We start from the raw sequence: 18,663 nt of genomic DNA, 5'->3' as shown, positions 1-18,663 counted from the left end.
GCTACGGCTGCACGGCCGCGGCCAAGAGTATGGCCCCCAATAGGATGACAACGAGCGCGCCGCCAATCTCGATGGCGGCGGATATATAGTGCGCCTTGGCCGATTGCGGGCCGGAGAGCCGGATCGCCATCGCCTTTGCGCCAACCGCCAGGCTTGCGAGGATAGACACGGTGATCGCGGTGCCGAGCGCCATGGCGAGCACGGATAGAACGCCGCCGAGATAAAGCCCGTTCAACAACGCGAAAGTCATGACCAGCAGGGCACCCGAACAGGGGCGCAGGCCGACGGCGATGATGGCGGCCCATGCCGCGCGCAGGTCGAAGCGCTGGCCCGACAGCATTTTCGGATCGGGAACATGGGCCATGCCGCATTCGGTGCAGACGGAACCGGGGGCGAGCGCGTCATGGTCGTGGGCGATCGCCTGGGCCTGGAAACGCGATGGGCTGCTTGCGGCAGCCGGCGTCCCGACAGCCGATGACGCAAAGAGGCTTGCCGTGACGCTCCCGCCGATGCCGGCCACGGATGCAGGATTGTCGAAGAGACTGGCGCTGACGCTTGCCGACAGGGGGCTTGCTTGTCGCAGCATGGTCATCACCTTGCGGACCAGCAGCCAACTGCCGAACAGGATGATCATCACATAGCTGCCGATTTCCAGCGCCTGGGTGGCGTCGGTCATGCTGATCGCCGTGCCGCGCAAAGCGAGATAGGCGAGCGCCACGACGGCGATCGCGACGGCCGCCTGGAGGAAGGCCGAGGCGAACGAGATCGCGATGCCGCGGCGCAATTCCACTTCGTTGGCGAGCAGATAGGACGAGATCACCGCCTTGCCATGGCCGGGACCGGCGGCATGGAAAATGCCATAGGCGAAGGACAGGCCGACAAGGCCGGTCAATTGCCATGGATCGTCGCGCATCGCCTTCAACGATCCGGTCAGCGCGCGGTAGAATGCCTGCTGATGGGTGTTGATCCAGACGAGCCAGCCGGCGAAGGGACCGCTTGGCTGGAACGAGGGTTCGGCAGTTCCCACACCGAGAGGCGACGCCGCCTGCGCAAGACCGGCCGCCAGCACCAGCGCGGTTGCAAGCAGCGCGAAGGCTGTCAGGCGTTTTGCGTCGACCCTGCTCAGCATGTCACTTCCATCCGCGTGGCAAACAGCTTGGCCATGTCGGTGCCCGCCGGATCGTTGAAAAAGGCTTCCGTCAGGGTGTTCTGGTTCTGCGCCAGCACCTCGTCCGCATCCGGACGTATGACCTTGTGCCGGCAGTTGGCAAAGCCCTTGCCTTCGACAAGGATATCCTCGTCCTTGGCGAAATCGATCGCGGTATACAGCGTCGGATCATGGACACCGAAGCTCATCTTGCCACCGATCTTCAAAGGCTGCGCGGGCTTGGCAACAAAAAACACGAGAAGCTGGTTCTCCTTGAAGTCGACATTGAACACCTCCGGCTTGGACACCGGGCTGGCAGCACCGTCCTTGCTGATAAAGGTGAAATAGCCATAGTCGGCCAGCGAGTCGCGGATCGTGTTGGCGATTGCGGTCAGTTCGCCGTGGTCGAGCTTCAGGTCGCTGTTGGTGTCGAAATCCATCAGCACGCTGGATGAGAAGACATCATCGAAGCGCCAGACATTGCGCAGTTCCTTGACCGTCCCATCATCGTTGGCGATGATTTCCAGTCGTGCCTCGGCAAAGACATGCGGATGCGACAGGGCAGGGGCCGCCGACGCCAGCGCCAGCAAGCCGGTCCATAATCCGAGCCGTTTCCTCATTGCATACATACCCTTTTTTACGCCCGCTTTGCATCGCGTTTTCTGTCTGAAGATTGGGACGGAAGTGGGACTGTCACGTGGCCGCCGTATTCAAACTGGATCCGATCAGGCGTTGCGTTTGAACCACGCATGCAGATAGTCGACGAAAGCGCGGACTTTCGCCGGCAGATAGCGGCGGTGCGGATAGACGGCATAGATGCCGCGGTCCTTGGCAATGAAGTCGTCGAACAACGATACGAGTTCGCCCGAGGCGATATACGGACGGGCGATGAAGTCCGGAATCATCGCCACGCCCAGGCCGGCGCGCGCGGCCCTCAGCGTTGCCTGCGGACTGTTGACCTCCAGCGGACCACTGACATTCACCGTCAGCGCGCTGCCATCGGTATCGATAAAGCGCAGGCTGTTGTGCGATCGGCTGTTTGTATCGATCAGAAAACGGACGCGCGACAGTTCCGACGGGTGGACCAGAGGACCATTCTTCTCGATAAATGCAGGAGTGGCACATGCATAGACGCGGAAATCCGAGAGTTTGCGCGCAATCATCGCCGAATCATCGAGTTTGGTGATTCGGATGCCGAGATCGAATCCCTCTTCGATCAAATCGACGAATCGGTCTTCCGCGACGATCTCCAGCGAGAGATCCGGGTTTTCGGTGGCAAAATCGATCAGCGACTGGCCGACCTCCGCATCGATGAAGGTTCGCGGCAGGGTGATTTTCAACTTGCCCTTCAGATCGGCGTTATTTTCGCGCACAAGATCCGCCAAGTTGTCGATTTCCTTGAGGATATCGGCAGCGGTGCGATAGTAGGTATGGCCGGCCTCGGTCATCGAGAACTGCCGTGTGGTGCGGTTCAGCAGCAGCGCGCCGAGTTCGTCCTCGAGTTCGCGAACGTATTTGGACAGCAAGGCCTTGGATCTGCCGGTCTTGCGCGCTGCCGCGGAAAAACCTTCCGCCTCGACCACGTCAATGAAGGCGCGAATGCGCGTAAGCGTGTCCATGAAGCCAAAATCCCCCTAAATTTCATCGGATTGTGAACGCGCGGAGGGAATTGTTCAATGAATATCGCTGATTTGAGCAAAAATCAGCCGTGGGGTGAAAAAACGCTTGATTATGACGTCCGGGTTTCTTATCTCCCGTTCAGCCCAAAGTCGCACGTGCCCGTGTGTGTCCGCCGACCCTCGAAATGGGATTCATCCCTAAGGTGAGGTCATCGGTAAGGTACCTGGAATTAACCCCTCCAGTCGCTATTCCGGCCAACCGGAAAATGCGAGGACATACGAAGCAACGACGGTGCGGGCCTTTTTGTTCTCTCCCGGCTTTCCATCAGCCGGGGATTCTGAAGAGGCACACCATCATTGCCGGAAGTGCGGTAGGGGCCACCCTCCAATCCATGGCAGACAAAGCCGGATCAATGTTCTTGGCGGAGCGTTGATTCACAATTCGCGCGTCGAGCGTATGCACGGTATCGGTGTCTCCACCGACTGATGCCGTCGTGTATTCTCGTATGCCCTTTGTCCTTCGGATTTATCCGAAGCTTGGAACTGTAGGGAATACAACGATGACCACTGCCCGCATCCTCGACTTCATCAACACCCGACGTCCCGAAGGTCCCTGCCTCGTGGTTGATCTCGACGTCGTGCGCGATAATTTCGGTGCCTTCCGTCATGCCCTGCCGGACAGCGCGATCTATTATGCCGTCAAGGCAAATCCGTCGCCGGAAATCCTGTCGCTGCTCGCCTCGCTTGGCTCGAACTTCGACTGCGCTTCGGTTGCCGAAATCCAGATGGCGCTCGATGCCGGTGCATCGGCTGACCGGATCTCCTTCGGCAACACGATCAAGAAGGAGCGCGACATTGCGCGTGCTTTCGCGCTCGGCGTCAAGCTTTACGCGGTCGACAGCCACGAGGAAGTCGAAAAGCTGTCGCGAGCAGCCCCTGGCGCCCGTGTGTTCTGCCGCGTGCTGACCGATGGCGAAGGCGCCGAATGGCCGCTGTCGCGCAAGTTCGGTTGCGTGCCGCAGATGGCCGTCGATGTTCTGGTCTATGCCCATCAGCTGGGCCTCGAAAGCTTCGGCGTGTCCTTCCATGTCGGCTCGCAGATGACCAAGGTCGATGCCTGGGACGGCGCTCTTGCCGATGCCAAGCGCGTGTTCAACTCACTGGCCAAGCAGGGCATCGTGCTGAAGATGGTCAATATGGGTGGCGGTTTCCCGACCAAGTACCTGCGCGACATCCCGTCGGCAGAAGCTTATGGCCAGGCGATCAGCGCGTCGTTGAAGAAGCACTTCGGCAACAACATCCCGCAGACCATCATCGAACCGGGCCGCGGCATGGTCGGCAATGCCGGCGTGATCAAGGCGGAAGTCGTTCTGATCTCGAAGAAGTCGGACAATGACGAGCATCGTTGGGTGTTCCTCGACATCGGCAAGTTCGGCGGTCTGGCCGAAACCATGGACGAAGCGATCCGCTACCCGATCCGCACCGCGCATGACGCCGACGAGATGGAGCCCTGCGTTCTGGCCGGGCCGACCTGCGACAGCGCCGACGTGATGTATGAGAAGAACATGTATCCGCTGCCGATCTCGCTTTCGATCGGCGACGATGTTCTGATCGAAGGTACGGGCGCCTACACCACCACCTATTCGGCGGTGGCGTTCAACGGGTTCGAGCCGCTGAAGTCCTACGTCATCTAAGACGTTTGCGAAGTCCGCGCCGGCAAACCGGCGCGGCAAATACACAATTTCCAGTCATCTTCTTGGTTCGGGAGGCCAGCATGGCCGCTGTTCTGACAAGTGTGCGCGCTTTTTTTGCGCAGGCACCTGCTTTCGTCATTGAAAATGAAACGCCTGCCGATGTGGTGGCGCGCGAAAACCTGCTCGATCTGGCCATGGGTGCCGATCGCCGCACGAAGTCGTCGGAAAAGATCCGCCGCGGTCGCCTGCCGGCCGAGGGCCTGGCGCTGGTCGCGCGGGATCGTGACGGCCATGTGATCGGCACCGTACGGCTCTGGAACATCGAGGCGGGTGTCAGCCGCGACGGTCAGGCCGTCGAAGCACTGCTTCTCGGCCCGCTCGCGGTCGATCCCGCTCATGAGGGCAAGGGGATCGGCGCAGCACTGATGCGGGCTGGCCTGCTGGAGGCCCGCAAGCGCGGCCACGGCGCGGTGCTGCTCGTCGGTGATGCGTCGTACTACGAGCGTTTCGGCTTCTTTGCCGAGAAGACCCGGCACCTGGTGATGCCGGGCCCGTTTGCGCGCGAGCGTTTTCTGGCGACCGAACTCGTTGCCGGATGGCTTGAGGGCGCTGCCGGCATGGTGGTCGCGTCGGGCCGGACGTTGTCGCACCCGACCATGAGCCTCAAGGCCGCCTGAAGCCAGCCGATCTATTCCTGATAGCCCGGTGCGCCAATGTTGCGCGCCGGGCTTTTTTGCGCCTTCACTCTGTCTTGCATGTCCGACGGAAGTGCGGCTCGGCTCCGCTTTGAAGATCGTCAAGGCTGGCTGTCGCAAATGCGCCACAGTCGCGGCCAGGATCCCTCCGGTGCATTCGGTGCTGCTAACTTATTGATACAGCTCAACCCATCGCCCCTTGATCCGCCATTACCTGCATTTGGCTTAGCCATTTTGTTGATCAAGGAGAGACCCATGACGATCGATCGGACCGCACGTAAAACTGTGCTCGCCACCACTGCCATCCTTCTGCTGCTCGGTTCTGCTGCGATGGCGGCAGATCTCGCACCGCTGCAGGAACCGGCGCCTGAAGTGCAGGGAGAAGCGTTTGCGGCGCTGAGCCCATGGCAGGTCCGTGTTCGCGGTCTGGGCGTCCTTACCAATGACAGCGGTTCGGTCGACCAGATCAGTGGCTCGGGTCTCTCGTACAGCGACACGATCATTCCGGAGCTCGATATCAGCTACTATTTCACCGACAATTTCGCTGCCGAACTGATCCTCGGCACGACCTCCGCCAATGTCTACGGCGACGATGCCATCGCCGGTCTCGGCAAGATCGGCAAGACATGGGTGCTGCCGCCGACGCTCACCATGCAATATCACTTCACTGACTTCGGCGCATTCAAGCCCTATGTTGGCGCCGGCATCAACTACACCGTCTTCTACAATCAGTCCGGTGCAGCGGCTTCCGATCTCGACGTCAAGGATACGTTCGGCACCGCCTTGCAGGTCGGTTTCGACTACATGCTGAACGATCATTGGGGTCTGAATTTCGACGCCAAAAAGCTGTTCCTCCGGCCAGATTTTGAGACGACAATCGGCGGCACTACCTATACGGGTAAAGCCAAGCTCGATCCTTGGCTGATCGGCGCCGGTGTGACCTACCGTTTCTAATATTTCAGCACGGATTTCACGCCTGCAAGGCAGCCACGGCGATCGTGGCTGCCTTGTCCATTTGCGGCATCTTTGTGGCAGAAAACCTTGGATATTCAGCGAAAGCGAGCGTGATTTGACATTTTTTTCCGCTATTGCGCGTCGCCAAATTTTAGGGAACACTTTTATATCATTGGTTTTACAGGGAAATAAATTTTGATGATGCGGGAACAAATCGAATGCTTTTGAAAGCCTGATTATGTTGTATAATCAACACACCAAAAAGCTGAGACAAGCGTTATATTGGCATCTGCATCACACTAGGAGTGAAACACATGATCAAAAGCATTCTCATCGGTTCCGTTGCGGCAATCGCCATTTCGAGCTCTGTTTTCGCGGCGGATGCCGTATATGAAGCACCGGCTGAACCGCCCGTAGCCGTGGAGACCGCTCCGCAGTTCTCCTGGTCGGGTGGCTATGCCGGTATCCTCACCGGTTACGGTTGGGGCGATGGTGACTTCTTCGACGGCACCACGGCTGCCAATGACGATTTCGACGGCGCACGCATCGGCGGCTTCGTCGGTTACAACTGGGGTTTCGGCTCGAACGCCATCGTCGGTCTTGAAGGCGACGTCAACTACGACTGGAACCACAATGACTACGGCGTCGGCGAAGTCGGTACCGGCCTGAACGGCTCGGTTCGCGCCCGTCTCGGTTATGCCATGGACCGCGTCCTGCTTTACACGGCTGGCGGTTACACGGCGACCAACTTCAAGGTTGAAGGTGCCGGCATCGACGAAAGCACCACGCTGCACGGCTGGACCGTCGGCGCCGGTGTTGACTATGCCCTGACCGATCGCGTCTTCACCCGTCTGGAATATCGTTACAACGATTTCAGCGACAAGGAAGTTCTCGGCGTTGACACCGACTTCGACCAGCACGTGGTCAATGTCGGCCTGGCTGTAAAGTTCTAATCACTGCCGTCATGGTCTTGATATTCCGCCCGCCCCTTTATCCAGGGGCGGGCGGATTTGTTTGAAGCCGCATATCACTGGCGATCAAGCGGCGACCAAGCGGGCGATCAGGCGGCGATGCCGGAGCGATAACGCGCGCCGCGCGTGCGGCCGGTGGACAAGCGATCGAGCTGGAAGCGACTGACCAGGCTGGTCAACTGCTCGGCGCCTTCTGTCAATGTGTGGCTGATGGCGGTTGTTTCCTCGACCATGGCCGCGTTCTGTTGCGTCATCTGGTCGATGCTGTTGATTGCGGTGCTGATTTCCTGCAAGCCGACGGCCTGTTCGCGGGCCGCAGTCGCGATCGCATCGACGTTGGAATCGATGCGGCTGACGAAGTCACCGATCCGGGTGAGGGCGGTGCCTGTTTCGCCGACAAGAGTCACGCCGGATGAAACCTCGACACTGGATTTCTGGATCAGTCCCTTGATGTCGCGTGCGGCATTGGCCGACCGCTGGGCCAGTTCGCGGACTTCCTGGGCAACGACGGCAAACCCCTTTCCGGCTTCGCCGGCACGCGCGGCTTCCACGCCGGCATTCAGGGCCAGAAGATTGGTCTGGAATGCGATCTCATCGATGACGCCGATGATCTTGCCGATTTCGGTAGACGCGGTTTCGATGCGTTCCATCGCCATGACCGCATTGCGCACGACTTCGCCTGAGGCAAGCGCGCATGTCTTGGCATCCTTGACCAGTTCGCGGGTGTCATGCGTGCGATCGGCGGAAGAACGCACCGTGGCGGTGACCTCTTCCAGTGCGGCAGACGTCTGTTCAAGGGCGGATGCCTGCTGCTCGGTGCGCTTGGCAAGATTGCTTGATGCGTCGCGCATCTCTGTGCCGTTTTCCAGCAAGCGGCCGGTTTCATCCAGAACCTGTTCGAGGGTCTGCTGGAATGTGGCGATCGACTTGTTGAAGTCGGTTCGCAGCGGCTCGAACCTAGCATCGAACGGTTCTTCGAGGCTCATGCGGATATTGCAGTCCGCCAGACGGTGCAGGCCTGCTCCCAGCGCTTCGATGACAAAACGCAGCGCCTCGGCTTCGAAAATGCGGTTCTGGTCCCGGGCGGCCCGCTCCCGGTCAACTTCGGCGCGGGCCGTCTCGGCTTCGGCCTGGAGGCGCCGGTTTTCAAGGCCTGACTGGCGGAAGATTTCGACCGATGCCGCTATGTGGCCGATTTCATCCCGGCGGGACGCGTAAGGCACTGCGCGGGCGAGGTCACCTTCGGCCATGCGCGTCATGTATTCGGTGATCTGTGCCAGCGGGTTGAGCGCGCGGCGTCGGATGAAAAACACGGAGCCAAGTGCCATCGTGATCAGCAGAAGGCCGAGACCGAGCGCCAGACGTTCGCGGAATGCCGATTCGAACGCGGCATATTGTTCGCGTCCCTGCAGATAGGTATTTGCCATGGTCACTAGGTCGTTGACCGCGACTTCATGGCTGTGGAACTCGTTCTTCAGTTGCAGCAAGACCGCATTCACGATGGCGGGGTCTGCGGCTCGGAGAGCCGGGACATAGCGGTCTTCCAAGGTCTGCCAGAACACGTCGCCGCGGGCGAGGACTTCGTTGTACAGCTGCCGGCTCAGGTCTTCGGTCAGCGTCGAGGTCTTCCAGTATTCACGCCGGTCTTCATACTGCTGATGCAGCAACTGGAAGCGGGGAATGTTGACGGCTGCCGTATCGGGATGAAGCACGGTCTCGTTGGCCAGCGCGTAGCTCTCGATCAGGTAGAGCGGCGGGGGCAGAATGTCGGCGATCAGGTCCTTGCCATCGACAATTTGTCGATAGATCGGTCCATTGATCTTCAGGGTTTGAATGGTCTGGGCACCGATCGCTGCGACGGCAATGATACCGGCCGCAAGCGACAGACCCGCCGCTGTGACGATGAAGGATAGGTTTAGGCGCATGCGAGCTTTCCGTTCACAAGGCACGCCTGGGCAGGGGGCGGGAAGCGCAACATGGCTTCGCCCTTCACCCGGCTGGGTTTCTATAGACTGGGTCAAAATAAGGGGGGACAACAATCCCTGTGTGCGAGGCGCGGCTTATGATCTCTCGCTCGCACCCCACAAATGGGGTGAAATTACTACCGCACAGTTAAGGTAACCGGATCCTAAAGAGAAACATGCGAGATTTCGCACTTTTTTCGGGCGGACCGGCAAAACCGATGCTCCGCCCGAAATTTCCAATATATATCAGTATGTTCGAATTCAATTATCCGGCGATATCGACGACGCCGCAATCCCCCGTTTCCGACGCAAAGGCGAGAAGCTTGCCTGTGGTGCTCCAACTCATCGAGGTGATCGCACCCTTGCCGGGACGGCGGAGCAGGGCTTCCTTGCCGTCGGCGATGCGCACGGCGAGGATCATGCCGTCGATAAAACCGATGGCGAGAACTTCTTCCACCGGATGGAAGGAGACTTCCGTGACCATGATGTTGGAACGGGTGCCGAGCTCGAGCGGTGCCTTGCCCATCGGGCCGTCCTTGCCGGAAAACGGCCAGACGATCGCAGCAGGTGCACCTGACGAGGCCAGCCACTTGCCCTTGATCGACCACGACAGGGATTTCACCTTGGCCGGGTAGCCGGTCATGCGCATGTGACGGGCATCGGATGCCTTGCCGTCCAGCTTCCAGCCGTGCAAAGCCGATTCCTGCATGGTGGTGACGACAAAGCGGCCATCGGGGGAGAAGGTGACGCCGGTATGCGCACCCTTCCAGTCCAGATCTATGGCTGCCCCAGTGGTCCCAACCCAGTGCAGGGTAACGCCGTTGTAACGGGCGGCGGCGATGCGCAGACCCTTTGGGGCGAAATCGAGCCCTTCGACGGTGCGCTCCTCGGCGAATTCCCTGGTGGTGCCATCCGCGAGCCGGACGAAACTCGACTTGCCATGCGCATAGGCGACAGCGCCTTGCGGCCCGGCGGCAACCACGGAGATCCATTTGCGCGGTACGTGGGCCAGTTCGGTGACGCTGCCGTCATGGCCGATGCGCAGGACGCGCCCGTCTTCGCCGCCCGTAATCAGCGTCTGGTTCGTGTGATCCTTGACGCAGGCAAGCAGGCCTTGATGGGCTTCAGTCACCTTTTCACCGCCGTCAAGACGGTGAATGGTGCCGGTTGCGGTGGCAAAGACGGGGATGTCTCCGAGGAAATGGACTTTCAGGACATGATCATCAATGTCGAGAGGCGCAACAGTCGGCATCAGGCAGTGGCCTCGCATGCCTTGAAGCTGGCTTCGAGCTTTTCGCGGTCGAGATCGCGGCCGATGAAGACGAGACGGCTTTCGCGCTTCTCGTTTTCTTTCCACGGACGCTGGTGGTCGCCTTCGATGATCATGTGTACGCCCTGAACGACGTAGCGCTCCTCATCTCCCTTGAAGGCGATGATGCCCTTGAGGCGCAGGATGTTCGGGCCTTGCGTCTGGGTGACCTTCTGGATCCAGGGGAAGAAACGGTCCGGGTTCATTTCGCCGCCGCGCAGCGAGACGGACACGACGGTGACGTCATGGATCGCCGAAGGGGCGTGGTCGTGGTGTCCATGATCATGATGGTCGTGATCGTGATGATGCCCATGGTCATGCCCATGGTCATGCCCGTGGTCATGGTCGTGATGGTGGCCGTGATCATGGCCGCAGTCGGGACCGCAGACATGGTCCGGCGCATCATGGTCGAGGAAATGTGGATCGTTTTCCAGGGCGCGGTCGAGATTGAAGGCACCCTGATCGAGAACCTTGGAGAGATCGACGCCCGAGCGGGTGGTCGTATAGATCCGGGCCGAGGGGTTGATGGCGCGGACGATATGCTCGATCTGGTGCAGTTCTTCGTGGCTGACAAGGTCTGCCTTGTTGATGACGACGACATCGGCAAAGGCGATCTGGTCTTCGGCCTCGCGGCTGTCCTTCAGGCGCAGCGGCAGGTGCTTGGCATCGACCAGCGCAACAACGGCGTCGAGCTCGGTCTTGGCGCGCACGTCGTCATCCATGAAGAAGGTCTGGGCGACCGGGACCGGATCGGCGAGACCGGTGGTTTCGACGATGATGCCATCGAAGCGGCCGGGACGGCGCATCAGGCCTTCGACGACGCGGATCAGGTCGCCACGCACAGTGCAGCAGACGCAGCCATTGTTCATTTCGTAGATTTCTTCGTCGGACTCGACGATCAGATCGTTGTCGATGCCGATCTCGCCAAACTCGTTGACGATGACTGCGTATTTCTTGCCGTGGTTTTCCGACAGGATTCGATTGAGGAGCGTGGTCTTGCCGGCACCGAGATAACCGGTGAGCACGGTGACGGGAGTCGGCTTCGCAAGAGCTTCGGTCATGAAAACCTCGAACAGAGTGGGCAGCCGCAGGCTGCGGCATGTTATGGTGTTACCGTCATATAGGGGTTGGCGCGCATCAGTTCAAAGGCTTTGTTGCCAGTTTTGCCGGTGGACACAACAATGGGAGAAAGATCCGCTCAGGGCCTGTGCATCGGGCCTGTGCATCGGTCCAGGGATCTTAGCCGGCAAGAGCGGAGCGGATGTCGGTGCGGGCAAAGTCGTTGCCGATGAAGAGAAGCGCGCAGTCCAGCTCAGCGGCCAGCGCATAGGAAAAGCAATCGCCGAAATTCAGGCCAGCCGGGTGGAAACCCTTACCCCAACGGGCATAGGCGCTTGCAGCGTGTTCAGCGCGGGAGGGCGTCAGGTCGATCACGTTCAGATTTGCCGCTATGAACAAACCTTCGAGGTCGGCTTGCCTATTCTGGCGAAGGCAAACGATGCGTGCCTCGGTCACTGTGGCGGCTGAGATTCTCGAAAGATGCGAGTTGAGCAATATCGTCTGGCAGTCTGCCGCCGAGGGTTCGTTCTTGATGATTGCTATCAAGGCCGAGGTGTCGACGACGATCATCCGGGAAGGCCGTCTTCATCATAGAGGAAGTCCTGGCTTCGCGCGGCAGAGACACCATCGTCCGGATGCTTTGCCGCATTGGCGCGGATTTTCTCGAATAAGGCGCGCCGCTCGTCCCAAGTAAGCTCGTTCGCCGTCGTGACTGCGCTTGCATCCAATGCCTGCAAAACCGCGGTCGGCTGGTCGTTGCGCGTCAGGACGACACTTTCCCCGCGCTCTGCCCTTTCGATCAATTCCTCGAAGCGCCCGGCTGCTTTCTCGATGGATATGCGCATAGGGTTTCTCCCATGACATCGGCCTACCGAGACTATGCGCGCGGAATGGCTGGTTTACAAGTTTGGCTTGAAATCGCCTACATCGAATGCGTGCATATCCTGCAGCAATTCGACTAACCCATTCACGGCATGAGACAGCAGTTCCTCGCCCTTTTCGGCGGTTGCCGCACTGGCATTGCCGGCGACGCCTTGCGGATTGAGATCGGACATTTTCCAGCCGAAGGCATGCGGGCCATAGGCGCGCAGGTGCTTGAAGCGTGTGGCAAAGTCGGACTGGCGGGAGGGGAAATTTGCCGCTTTCGCCATGTCGACGAGGCCCGGGCGCAGGGCCAGCATGACCGAGGTCTCGATGTCGCCGCCATGGATGTCGATCGCCTTGGCTTCGGGCGCGATGACGTCTTGCGGGATGCCGAAGCGGGTCCAGCTGGTCGCGACGGCGAGCATATCGAAACGCATGCGTGCCTCGGTGGCAACGATGGTCAGAAGCGGTGAATTGCCGCCATGCGCATTCAAAAGCATGAGTTTACGAATGCCCGCCTCACGCAGATCTGCGGCGATGGTCAGCCATCGGTTGACAGCTTCCTCGAAAGCAAGCGTCTTCGTGCCTTCGACATCCATGTGCTCGATGGAATATCCGACCGGCTCGACCGGCAGGACCGTGGCGGGAAGGTCTGCAGGCAGGACGGCGATCAGCCGGTCGACAATGCCTTGGGCGATGATCGTGTCGGTCTCGAAGGGCAGGTGCGGGCCGTGCTGTTCGGTCGCGCCGAGCGGCAGGACCGCGATCCAGTCGGCGCGCTCGGTCGGCGCCGTATGCGGATCGTTATCCCTGAACAACGGCTTTGGCCTCGCCATCTGGCATCCCTTCCTGATCTTCGTTATGACTTTCGCGCGCAGGTCGCACCGGGCACCCATCGAGGGGCACCAATCGTGCGTGCGTCGAGTGGTGCGAGGGAGACTAATGGCGAAAAAGGACAAAGGCGACAAGGATCGCGGTGAGAAGAGCGAGAAGAAGAAGGGTTCGAAGAAGAGAGACTTTTCCCAGCCCGGTCTGCTCGCAGCTTCCGTTACCCAGGTTGCGCGCGCCATGCGCACGCGACTGTCGCACGGTCTTGCCGATAGCGGCCTTTACGCCGGCCAGGACGGCGTCGTGCAACTTCTTGCCCAGGAAGACGGGCTGACGCCGGGCATGCTGGCGCAGAAGCTGGGCGTCAAGGCACCGACAATGACCCGGACCATCGGGCGCATGGAGGCGCAGGGCTTCGTCACCCGCCAGGCGGACGAACGCGACGCGCGCCTGACCAAGGTCTATCTGACGGAAGAGGGGCGCAGCAGCGTCGAGCGCATCGCTCTTGCGGCCGCCGATTGCGAACGACAGGCAACGCTTGGTCTGTCCGGCAAGGAGATAAAATCGCTGATCAAGCTATTGATCTCGGTCGAGGCCAATTTGTCCGAAAAGGCCGGCGTTTTGCGGCCGAGCATGGAGCCTGGTGCGGGGCCCAGTGAAGATGAAGATTGAAAAGACGATTTCAATTGTTTAATTAAACTGTTTAAGTCCGCGAAAGCGGCGCTTCTGGTTTGCTTCGAGGGAGGATACGTGGCTCAAAAGGTGAAGCTTTCAACGATTGCCGAGAGCCTTGGGCTATCGACGGCGACCATTTCCCTTGCTTTGCGTGACAGTCCGCTTGTGGCTGTCGACACACGCGAGAAGATCAAGGAACAGGCCCGAACCCTCGGCTATATCTACAATCGTCGCGCCGCCAGCCTGCGCACGTCTCGGTCCGGGATCATCGGCGTCGTGGTGCATGACATCATGAACCCGTTCTACGGCGAAATCCTGAAGGCGATCGAGACCGAACTCGACCGCAGCCGCCATACCTTCATTCTGTCGAACCATTACGATTCCGTCGACAAGCAGCGCATGTTCATCGAAACCCTGCTGCAGCTTGGCGGCGACGGCGTGATCATGTCGCCGGCCATCGGCACTCCACCGGAGGATGTGCAGCTTGCCGAAAACAACGGCATGCCGGCGATCTTCGTGGCGCGCTCCATGGAAGGCGTCGATGTGCCGATCTATCGCGGCGACGATACTTATGGGATCTCGCTGGCGACCAACCACCTGATCGGGCTCGGCCATCGGCACATTGCGATGATCGGCGGCACGGACCAGACCTCGACCGGCCGCGACCGTTACCAGGGCTATGTCAATGCATTGCGCAAGGCCGGGATCGAGGTGGATACCAGTCTGCGCATTCCCGGTCCGCGCACCAAGCAGGGCGGTTTCGAAGCAGCGGTGCATTTCCTGTCGCTGCCGCAAAAGCCGACGGCGGCTGTGTGCTGGAACGATCTGGTCGCCATCGGCCTGATGAACGGCATTGCCCGCGCCGGCCTCATTCCCGGGCAGGATATTTCCGTGACCGGCTATGACGATCTCGAGGAAGCCTCGATCGCCACGCCGTCGCTGACCACTGTCTGGAACGGCCAGGCCGAAGTCGGGCGCCTTGCGGCGCGCGCGCTGCTCGACAAGCTGGCCGGCAGCCATGAGCCGGACGGCATCCATCTGATCAAGCCGGAAATGCGGATCCGTCAATCGACCGCCCCTATCCGCCGCTGATCGAGCCAAGGAGATCACCATGAGCGCTGAGCGCATCACTGTCCTCATCCCGGGGCGTATTCATCCGCGTGCCCGCGCACGCCTTGCCGACCGTTTTGAACTTCTGGAGATAGCCAGTGCGGACCAGCCCGGCCTGACGCAGACGCAGGCCGCGAAGGTTGTCGGTGCAGCGGTATCGGGTCAGTTTCCGGCCAGCCTGATCGACATTCTGCCCAATCTCAAGATGATCGCGAGTTTCGGCGTCGGCTATGACGGTGTGGACGTGCAGGCCGCGGCGGCTCGCGGCATCGTTGTCACCCATACGCCCGACGTGCTGAACGATGAAGTCGCCGATACGGCGATTGCGCTTCTGCTCAATACGGTTCGGCGGTTGCCCGCGGCGGAAAACTATCTGCGCGCCGGTCGCTGGGTGCAGGAAGGATCGTTTCCCCTGTCGCCGCTGTCGCTGAAAGGGCGTCATGTCGGCATTCATGGGCTTGGGCGCATCGGGCTCGAGATCGCTGCCCGGCTCGAACCGTTCAAGGTGACGATCAGCTACCATACACGCCGGCCACGCGACGACGTTTCCTATGGCTATCACGATACGCTTCTTAGTCTGGCTTCGGCTGTCGATACCCTGATCTCGATCGTTCCGAAGACGCCCGAAACCATCGGCGCAATCAATGCCGATGTGCTGAAGGCGCTGGGGCCGAATGGCGTTCTGATCAATGTCGGGCGTGGAACGACCGTGGACGAGCCGGCCTTGATCCAAGCGCTCAAAGAGGGAACGATCGCGGCTGCCGGCCTTGACGTCTTTGCCGAGGAGCCGAAGGTTCCGGCAGAGTTCCTCGACCTCGAAAACATCTCGCTGTTGCCGCATGTCGCCTCGGCGTCCATTCCGACGCGCAACGCGATGGCGGATCTCGTGGTCGACAACCTGATCGCCTGGTTCGATACGGGACGGCCGCTGACGCCTGTGCCCGAGACGCCGTTCAAGGCCTGATCCGCGAGCCACCGAAACAGGTCACTCGCAGGTCATTGGCAGGGCACATTTCATCCAGCCTTCCGCAAGCTTCGGGGCGCATGTTTTTGAATGAAACATGCGGCTCCGGCCTGGAAGGCTCCGATGAAGGCATATGCCCTGGTGCTGACGACAAGTCTTTGCTTCGCCGGCCTGACGGCGGGGGCCTTAGCGCTGTGGCGGGCGGATGGCCGAGCCGTCGATCTGGAACGTGCCGACCCGATCATTGCCGGAACGATCCCCTTGCGGCCCCAGATCATGTCGGCGAGCAACATGCATGCGTCCCCGCCGGCGGTTTTTTCCATCTCCAATTTTGACAGCAAGACGGTCTGTCTGGTCGAGCGCGGTGCAACCTTGACCAGTCGCAGCCGCGGCTTTTTCGCGCCGCCCGATTGCGACAGCGTTTGGCCGGGCCTGGCAAGGGTCGAAAACTGGACGCAGAACGATGACGGATCCGTTACGCTGAGCAATGGCAACGGCGCCCTGGTGCTGACGCTGGTGCGCAGCAAGAACTTTTCCTATGAGGTGGCCGATCCGTCGGGGGTCGATATCGCGCTTTTGATGCTGCCGTAACAGCGCTCAGCCGCGCGCCGCGACATAGGCCCTGACGGCATCGCCGAAGGCCTCGAACAGGGCCCGCGACGGCTTGTCGGTTTCGGCCCAATATTCCGGATGCCATTGCACGCCGATGGCAAATCCCTTGGCGTCGATCACCGATACGGCTTCGATCGTGCCGTCCTCGGCCAGCGCTTCGACCTGCAGGCGTGGCGCGGTCTTCGAGATGGCCTGGCGATGCAGGGAATTGACCGGAACCGGGCCGGCGCCGAGATAGCGCGCAATGCATGAGCCTTCGGCGATGATCACGTCCTGGCGAATGCTGTACATGACGTCGCGGTCCGTATGCTGCGGCTTGCGGTGGTCCCACATGCCCGGCTGCTCCTGGATCTCGGAAGCGAGCGTGCCGCCCATGGCCACATTCAGTTCCTGGATGCCGCGGCAGATCGCCAGCAGGGGTATGCCGCGGTCGATCGCGCGCCGGATCAAAGGCAGCGTTGTTGCATCGCGGGCCGGGTCGAAGGGGCCATCGGCTTCGGTTGCCACGGCGCCGTAGAGCGAGGGGTGCACATTGGTGGCAGATCCCGAAACGATCACGCCATCGACGCGATCAAGGATGGCATCGGTATCATTGCCCTCTTCGAAGGCCGGAAGGATGAAGGACATGACATCGGCGACCTTCAATGCGGCGCTGACATACTGATTCTGTGCGGCATGCCAGTTCGCGCCATCGAACTGGCGAATATCGGCGGGAATGGCAATGATCGGCTTCGGCATTCGAACTCTCCGGCAAACTTCGGCGCGAATTCATGCGCTTTGTGTCTGGGGGAAGTCAAGTTGGTCGATTTGCCTAAAATGAGGGCGAATACCATCATCGCGAAGGTGGATTCGGTTGTTTGCTCATGGAATAGGCGAATAAAACCGGCATGTTACCCGCATATTCAAATGTGCTTGGCAATTGTTCGAAAGACTACAGCGGTTCGACTTGAAACGGTTTGGTCAACATGGTTAGCTTCGCGTCTGCTGCCGGGAGGGGAGCGTAGAAAACGCTAAGCCGGTGGAGCAACCACTATGGAGGAATTACGTGGATCGTCGTTCATTTATCAAGAAGGCAGGCCTTGCCAGTGCAGGTGCTGCCGCTTCGACCGTTCTTGCCGCACCGGCCATCGCGCAGGAAAATGAAAAGATCACCTGGCGTCTGACGTCTTCGTTCCCGAAGGCACTCGACACCATTTATGGCGGCGCGGAGGATATCGCGGCGCGTGTGGCGGCTGCCACCGACGGCAATTTCACCATCCAGACCTATGCGGCCGGTGAAATTGTTCCGGGTCTGCAGGCGGCCGATGCCGTGACGGCCGGCACCGTCGAAATGTGCCATACCTGCTCATACTATTATGTCGGTAAGGACCCGACCTTTGCGATTGGTACCGCCATTCCCTTCGGCCTCAATGCCCGCCTGACCAATTCCTGGTTCTACAACGGCAATGGCAATACGCTGCTCAACGAATTCTACGCCAAGCACAATCTCTATGGCATGATCGCCGGCAATACCGGTGCGCAGATGGGTGGTTGGTTCCGCAAGGAAATCAACACGGTTGACGACCTCAAGGGCATCAAGATGCGCATTGCCGGTCTGGCCGGCAAGGTGGTGGAAAAGCTCGGCGTCGTGCCGCAGCAGATCGCCGGCGGCGACATCTATCCGGCGCTTGAAAAGGGCACGATCGATGCGGCTGAATGGGTCGGTCCGTATGACGACCAGAAGCTCGGCTTCTACAAGGTGGCGAAATACTACTACTATCCGGCCTTCTGGGAAGGTGGTCCGGTCATCCACGCATTCGTCAATCTCGACAAGTGGAACGCCCTGCCGAAGCGCTATCAGACCGTGCTGCAGGATGCCTGCTCGTTTGCCAATACCAACATGATGGCAAAGTATGACGCGAAAAATCCGATCGCGATCAAGGAACTGGTGAATGCAGGCACGGTGCTGCGTCCGTTCAGCCAGGAAATTCTGGAAGCCTGCTTCAATGCGGCACAGGAAGTCTATGCCGAGATCTCGGCGACCAATCCCGACTTCAAGAAGGTCTACGAGGACCAGGTTGCCTTCAAGCGCGAGGGTTATCTGTGGATGCAGCTGTCGGAATACACGTTCGACACGTTCATGATGATCCAGCAGCGCAACGGCAAGCTCTGAACGCTGCCAGACGACAGGATCGCAACATCGTGAGGTCCCGGCATTC

At 60.0% G+C, this 18,663-nt stretch carries 19 protein-coding genes; 9 read left to right on the top strand and 10 right to left on the bottom strand.

The window, feature by feature from the left end:
* Position 1: 1 nt before the first annotated feature.
* From LQ231_RS17510 to LQ231_RS17500, 3 genes are all read right to left on the bottom strand, one after another.
* The gene (locus tag LQ231_RS17510; RefSeq protein ID WP_230172528.1) at positions 2-1,129 is read right to left on the bottom strand and encodes a nickel/cobalt transporter; all 1,128 of its coding nucleotides are present in this window, start codon (positions 1,127-1,129) and stop codon (positions 2-4) included.
* Positions 1,123-1,767, bottom strand: coding sequence for a DUF1007 family protein (locus LQ231_RS17505; RefSeq protein ID WP_230172527.1), 645 nt, complete (start codon positions 1,765-1,767; stop codon positions 1,123-1,125). Before LQ231_RS17505 ends, LQ231_RS17510 begins: the two co-directional genes overlap by 7 nt.
* A 105-nt stretch (positions 1,768-1,872) precedes the next feature.
* Positions 1,873-2,766, bottom strand: a complete 894-nt coding sequence (locus tag LQ231_RS17500) for a LysR family transcriptional regulator (protein ID WP_113142204.1) — start codon at positions 2,764-2,766, stop codon at positions 1,873-1,875.
* A 560-nt stretch (positions 2,767-3,326) separates the two neighbouring features.
* On the opposite strand from LQ231_RS17500, the gene odc2 reads away from it, so the two are divergent.
* The 4 genes from odc2 (at position 3,327) to LQ231_RS17480 (ending at position 7,062) form a co-directional block, all read left to right on the top strand.
* A complete protein-coding gene (gene odc2, locus LQ231_RS17495) occupies positions 3,327-4,460 on the top strand; it encodes an ornithine/lysine decarboxylase (protein ID WP_230172525.1) in 1,134 nt (377 codons plus the stop codon).
* An 80-nt stretch (positions 4,461-4,540) separates the two neighbouring features.
* Positions 4,541-5,137: an N-acetyltransferase gene (locus LQ231_RS17490; RefSeq protein ID WP_230172523.1), complete on the top strand. Its 597-nt coding sequence runs from the start codon at positions 4,541-4,543 to the stop codon at positions 5,135-5,137.
* Positions 5,138-5,410: 273 nt separating this feature from the next.
* Positions 5,411-6,109 carry an OmpW family protein gene (locus tag LQ231_RS17485; protein WP_230172520.1) on the top strand — a complete coding sequence of 233 codons (699 nt, stop codon included), beginning with the start codon at positions 5,411-5,413 and terminating at the stop codon, positions 6,107-6,109.
* A 314-nt stretch (positions 6,110-6,423) separates the two neighbouring features.
* Positions 6,424-7,062 (top strand): outer membrane protein, encoded by a 639-nt coding sequence (locus LQ231_RS17480; RefSeq protein ID WP_113142200.1) that lies wholly within the window; start codon positions 6,424-6,426, stop codon positions 7,060-7,062.
* Between the two features lie 107 nt (positions 7,063-7,169).
* Here LQ231_RS17480 and LQ231_RS17475 read toward each other — a convergent pair whose 3' ends face one another.
* From LQ231_RS17475 to LQ231_RS17450, 6 genes are all read right to left on the bottom strand, one after another.
* Positions 7,170-9,005 (bottom strand): HAMP domain-containing methyl-accepting chemotaxis protein, encoded by a 1,836-nt coding sequence (locus tag LQ231_RS17475; RefSeq protein ID WP_230172519.1) that lies wholly within the window; start codon positions 9,003-9,005, stop codon positions 7,170-7,172.
* Between the two features lie 304 nt (positions 9,006-9,309).
* Positions 9,310-10,296, bottom strand: a complete 987-nt coding sequence (locus LQ231_RS17470) for a WD40 repeat domain-containing protein (RefSeq protein WP_230172518.1) — start codon at positions 10,294-10,296, stop codon at positions 9,310-9,312.
* Positions 10,296-11,414, bottom strand: coding sequence for a GTP-binding protein (locus tag LQ231_RS17465; protein ID WP_230172517.1), 1,119 nt, complete (start codon positions 11,412-11,414; stop codon positions 10,296-10,298). Before LQ231_RS17465 ends, LQ231_RS17470 begins: the two co-directional genes overlap by 1 nt.
* Before the next feature lie 178 nt (positions 11,415-11,592).
* Positions 11,593-11,982: a type II toxin-antitoxin system VapC family toxin gene (locus LQ231_RS17460; RefSeq protein ID WP_230172516.1), complete on the bottom strand. Its 390-nt coding sequence runs from the start codon at positions 11,980-11,982 to the stop codon at positions 11,593-11,595.
* Entirely contained in the window at positions 11,979-12,257 is a 279-nt protein-coding gene (locus LQ231_RS17455) for a type II toxin-antitoxin system prevent-host-death family antitoxin (protein ID WP_230172515.1), read from the bottom strand. Before LQ231_RS17455 ends, LQ231_RS17460 begins: the two co-directional genes overlap by 4 nt.
* A 54-nt stretch (positions 12,258-12,311) precedes the next feature.
* A complete protein-coding gene (locus LQ231_RS17450) occupies positions 12,312-13,112 on the bottom strand; it encodes a creatininase family protein (protein ID WP_230172514.1) in 801 nt (266 codons plus the stop codon).
* Between the two features lie 106 nt (positions 13,113-13,218).
* Here LQ231_RS17450 and LQ231_RS17445 point away from each other — a divergent pair, with 106 nt between their 5' ends.
* The 4 genes from LQ231_RS17445 (at position 13,219) to LQ231_RS17430 (ending at position 16,444) form a co-directional block, all read left to right on the top strand.
* The gene (locus LQ231_RS17445; RefSeq protein WP_230172512.1) at positions 13,219-13,776 is read left to right on the top strand and encodes a MarR family transcriptional regulator; all 558 of its coding nucleotides are present in this window, start codon (positions 13,219-13,221) and stop codon (positions 13,774-13,776) included.
* 78 nt (positions 13,777-13,854) lie between these two features.
* Positions 13,855-14,871 (top strand): LacI family DNA-binding transcriptional regulator, encoded by a 1,017-nt coding sequence (locus tag LQ231_RS17440; RefSeq protein WP_113142193.1) that lies wholly within the window; start codon positions 13,855-13,857, stop codon positions 14,869-14,871.
* A gap of 19 nt (positions 14,872-14,890) precedes the next feature.
* Positions 14,891-15,853, top strand: coding sequence for a 2-hydroxyacid dehydrogenase (locus LQ231_RS17435; protein ID WP_230172511.1), 963 nt, complete (start codon positions 14,891-14,893; stop codon positions 15,851-15,853).
* 123 nt (positions 15,854-15,976) lie between these two features.
* Positions 15,977-16,444, top strand: a complete 468-nt coding sequence (locus tag LQ231_RS17430) for a hypothetical protein (RefSeq protein ID WP_230172508.1) — start codon at positions 15,977-15,979, stop codon at positions 16,442-16,444.
* A 6-nt stretch (positions 16,445-16,450) separates the two neighbouring features.
* Here LQ231_RS17430 and LQ231_RS17425 read toward each other — a convergent pair whose 3' ends face one another.
* Entirely contained in the window at positions 16,451-17,203 is a 753-nt protein-coding gene (locus LQ231_RS17425) for a gamma-glutamyl-gamma-aminobutyrate hydrolase family protein (protein ID WP_230172505.1), read from the bottom strand.
* Positions 17,204-17,510: 307 nt separating this feature from the next.
* Between LQ231_RS17425 and LQ231_RS17420 the strand changes: the two genes are divergently transcribed.
* Entirely contained in the window at positions 17,511-18,617 is a 1,107-nt protein-coding gene (locus tag LQ231_RS17420) for a TRAP transporter substrate-binding protein (RefSeq protein WP_113142190.1), read from the top strand.
* The last annotated feature ends 46 nt before the right edge of the window (positions 18,618-18,663 follow it).

Origin of the sequence: Rhizobium sp. CECT 9324 (genome assembly GCF_918741265.1) — a bacterium.
Lineage (GTDB): Bacteria > Pseudomonadota > Alphaproteobacteria > Rhizobiales > Rhizobiaceae > Allorhizobium.
Note: the sequence above shows the minus strand (reverse complement) of the source record. Positions and strands in the feature narration are given on the sequence as shown.

Excerpts from the sequence above, each read along its gene's own strand:
- LQ231_RS17435 (WP_230172511.1), top strand. The coding sequence starts at position 14,891 with ATGAGCGCTGAGCGCATCACTGTCCTCATCCCGGGGCGTATTCATCCG.
- LQ231_RS17465 (WP_230172517.1), bottom strand. The coding sequence starts at position 11,414 with ATGACCGAAGCTCTTGCGAAGCCGACTCCCGTCACCGTGCTCACCGGT.
- LQ231_RS17475 (WP_230172519.1), bottom strand. The coding sequence starts at position 9,005 with ATGCGCCTAAACCTATCCTTCATCGTCACAGCGGCGGGTCTGTCGCTT.
- LQ231_RS17430 (WP_230172508.1), top strand. The coding sequence starts at position 15,977 with ATGAAGGCATATGCCCTGGTGCTGACGACAAGTCTTTGCTTCGCCGGC.
- LQ231_RS17490 (WP_230172523.1), top strand. The coding sequence starts at position 4,541 with ATGGCCGCTGTTCTGACAAGTGTGCGCGCTTTTTTTGCGCAGGCACCT.
- LQ231_RS17455 (WP_230172515.1), bottom strand. The coding sequence starts at position 12,257 with ATGCGCATATCCATCGAGAAAGCAGCCGGGCGCTTCGAGGAATTGATC.
- LQ231_RS17510 (WP_230172528.1), bottom strand. The coding sequence starts at position 1,129 with ATGCTGAGCAGGGTCGACGCAAAACGCCTGACAGCCTTCGCGCTGCTT.
- LQ231_RS17505 (WP_230172527.1), bottom strand. The coding sequence starts at position 1,767 with ATGAGGAAACGGCTCGGATTATGGACCGGCTTGCTGGCGCTGGCGTCG.
- LQ231_RS17425 (WP_230172505.1), bottom strand. The coding sequence starts at position 17,203 with ATGCCGAAGCCGATCATTGCCATTCCCGCCGATATTCGCCAGTTCGAT.
- LQ231_RS17485 (WP_230172520.1), top strand. The coding sequence starts at position 5,411 with ATGACGATCGATCGGACCGCACGTAAAACTGTGCTCGCCACCACTGCC.
- LQ231_RS17460 (WP_230172516.1), bottom strand. The coding sequence starts at position 11,982 with ATGATCGTCGTCGACACCTCGGCCTTGATAGCAATCATCAAGAACGAA.
- LQ231_RS17450 (WP_230172514.1), bottom strand. The coding sequence starts at position 13,112 with ATGGCGAGGCCAAAGCCGTTGTTCAGGGATAACGATCCGCATACGGCG.
- LQ231_RS17500 (WP_113142204.1), bottom strand. The coding sequence starts at position 2,766 with ATGGACACGCTTACGCGCATTCGCGCCTTCATTGACGTGGTCGAGGCG.
- LQ231_RS17445 (WP_230172512.1), top strand. The coding sequence starts at position 13,219 with ATGGCGAAAAAGGACAAAGGCGACAAGGATCGCGGTGAGAAGAGCGAG.
- odc2 (WP_230172525.1), top strand. The coding sequence starts at position 3,327 with ATGACCACTGCCCGCATCCTCGACTTCATCAACACCCGACGTCCCGAA.
- LQ231_RS17480 (WP_113142200.1), top strand. The coding sequence starts at position 6,424 with ATGATCAAAAGCATTCTCATCGGTTCCGTTGCGGCAATCGCCATTTCG.
- LQ231_RS17470 (WP_230172518.1), bottom strand. The coding sequence starts at position 10,296 with ATGCCGACTGTTGCGCCTCTCGACATTGATGATCATGTCCTGAAAGTC.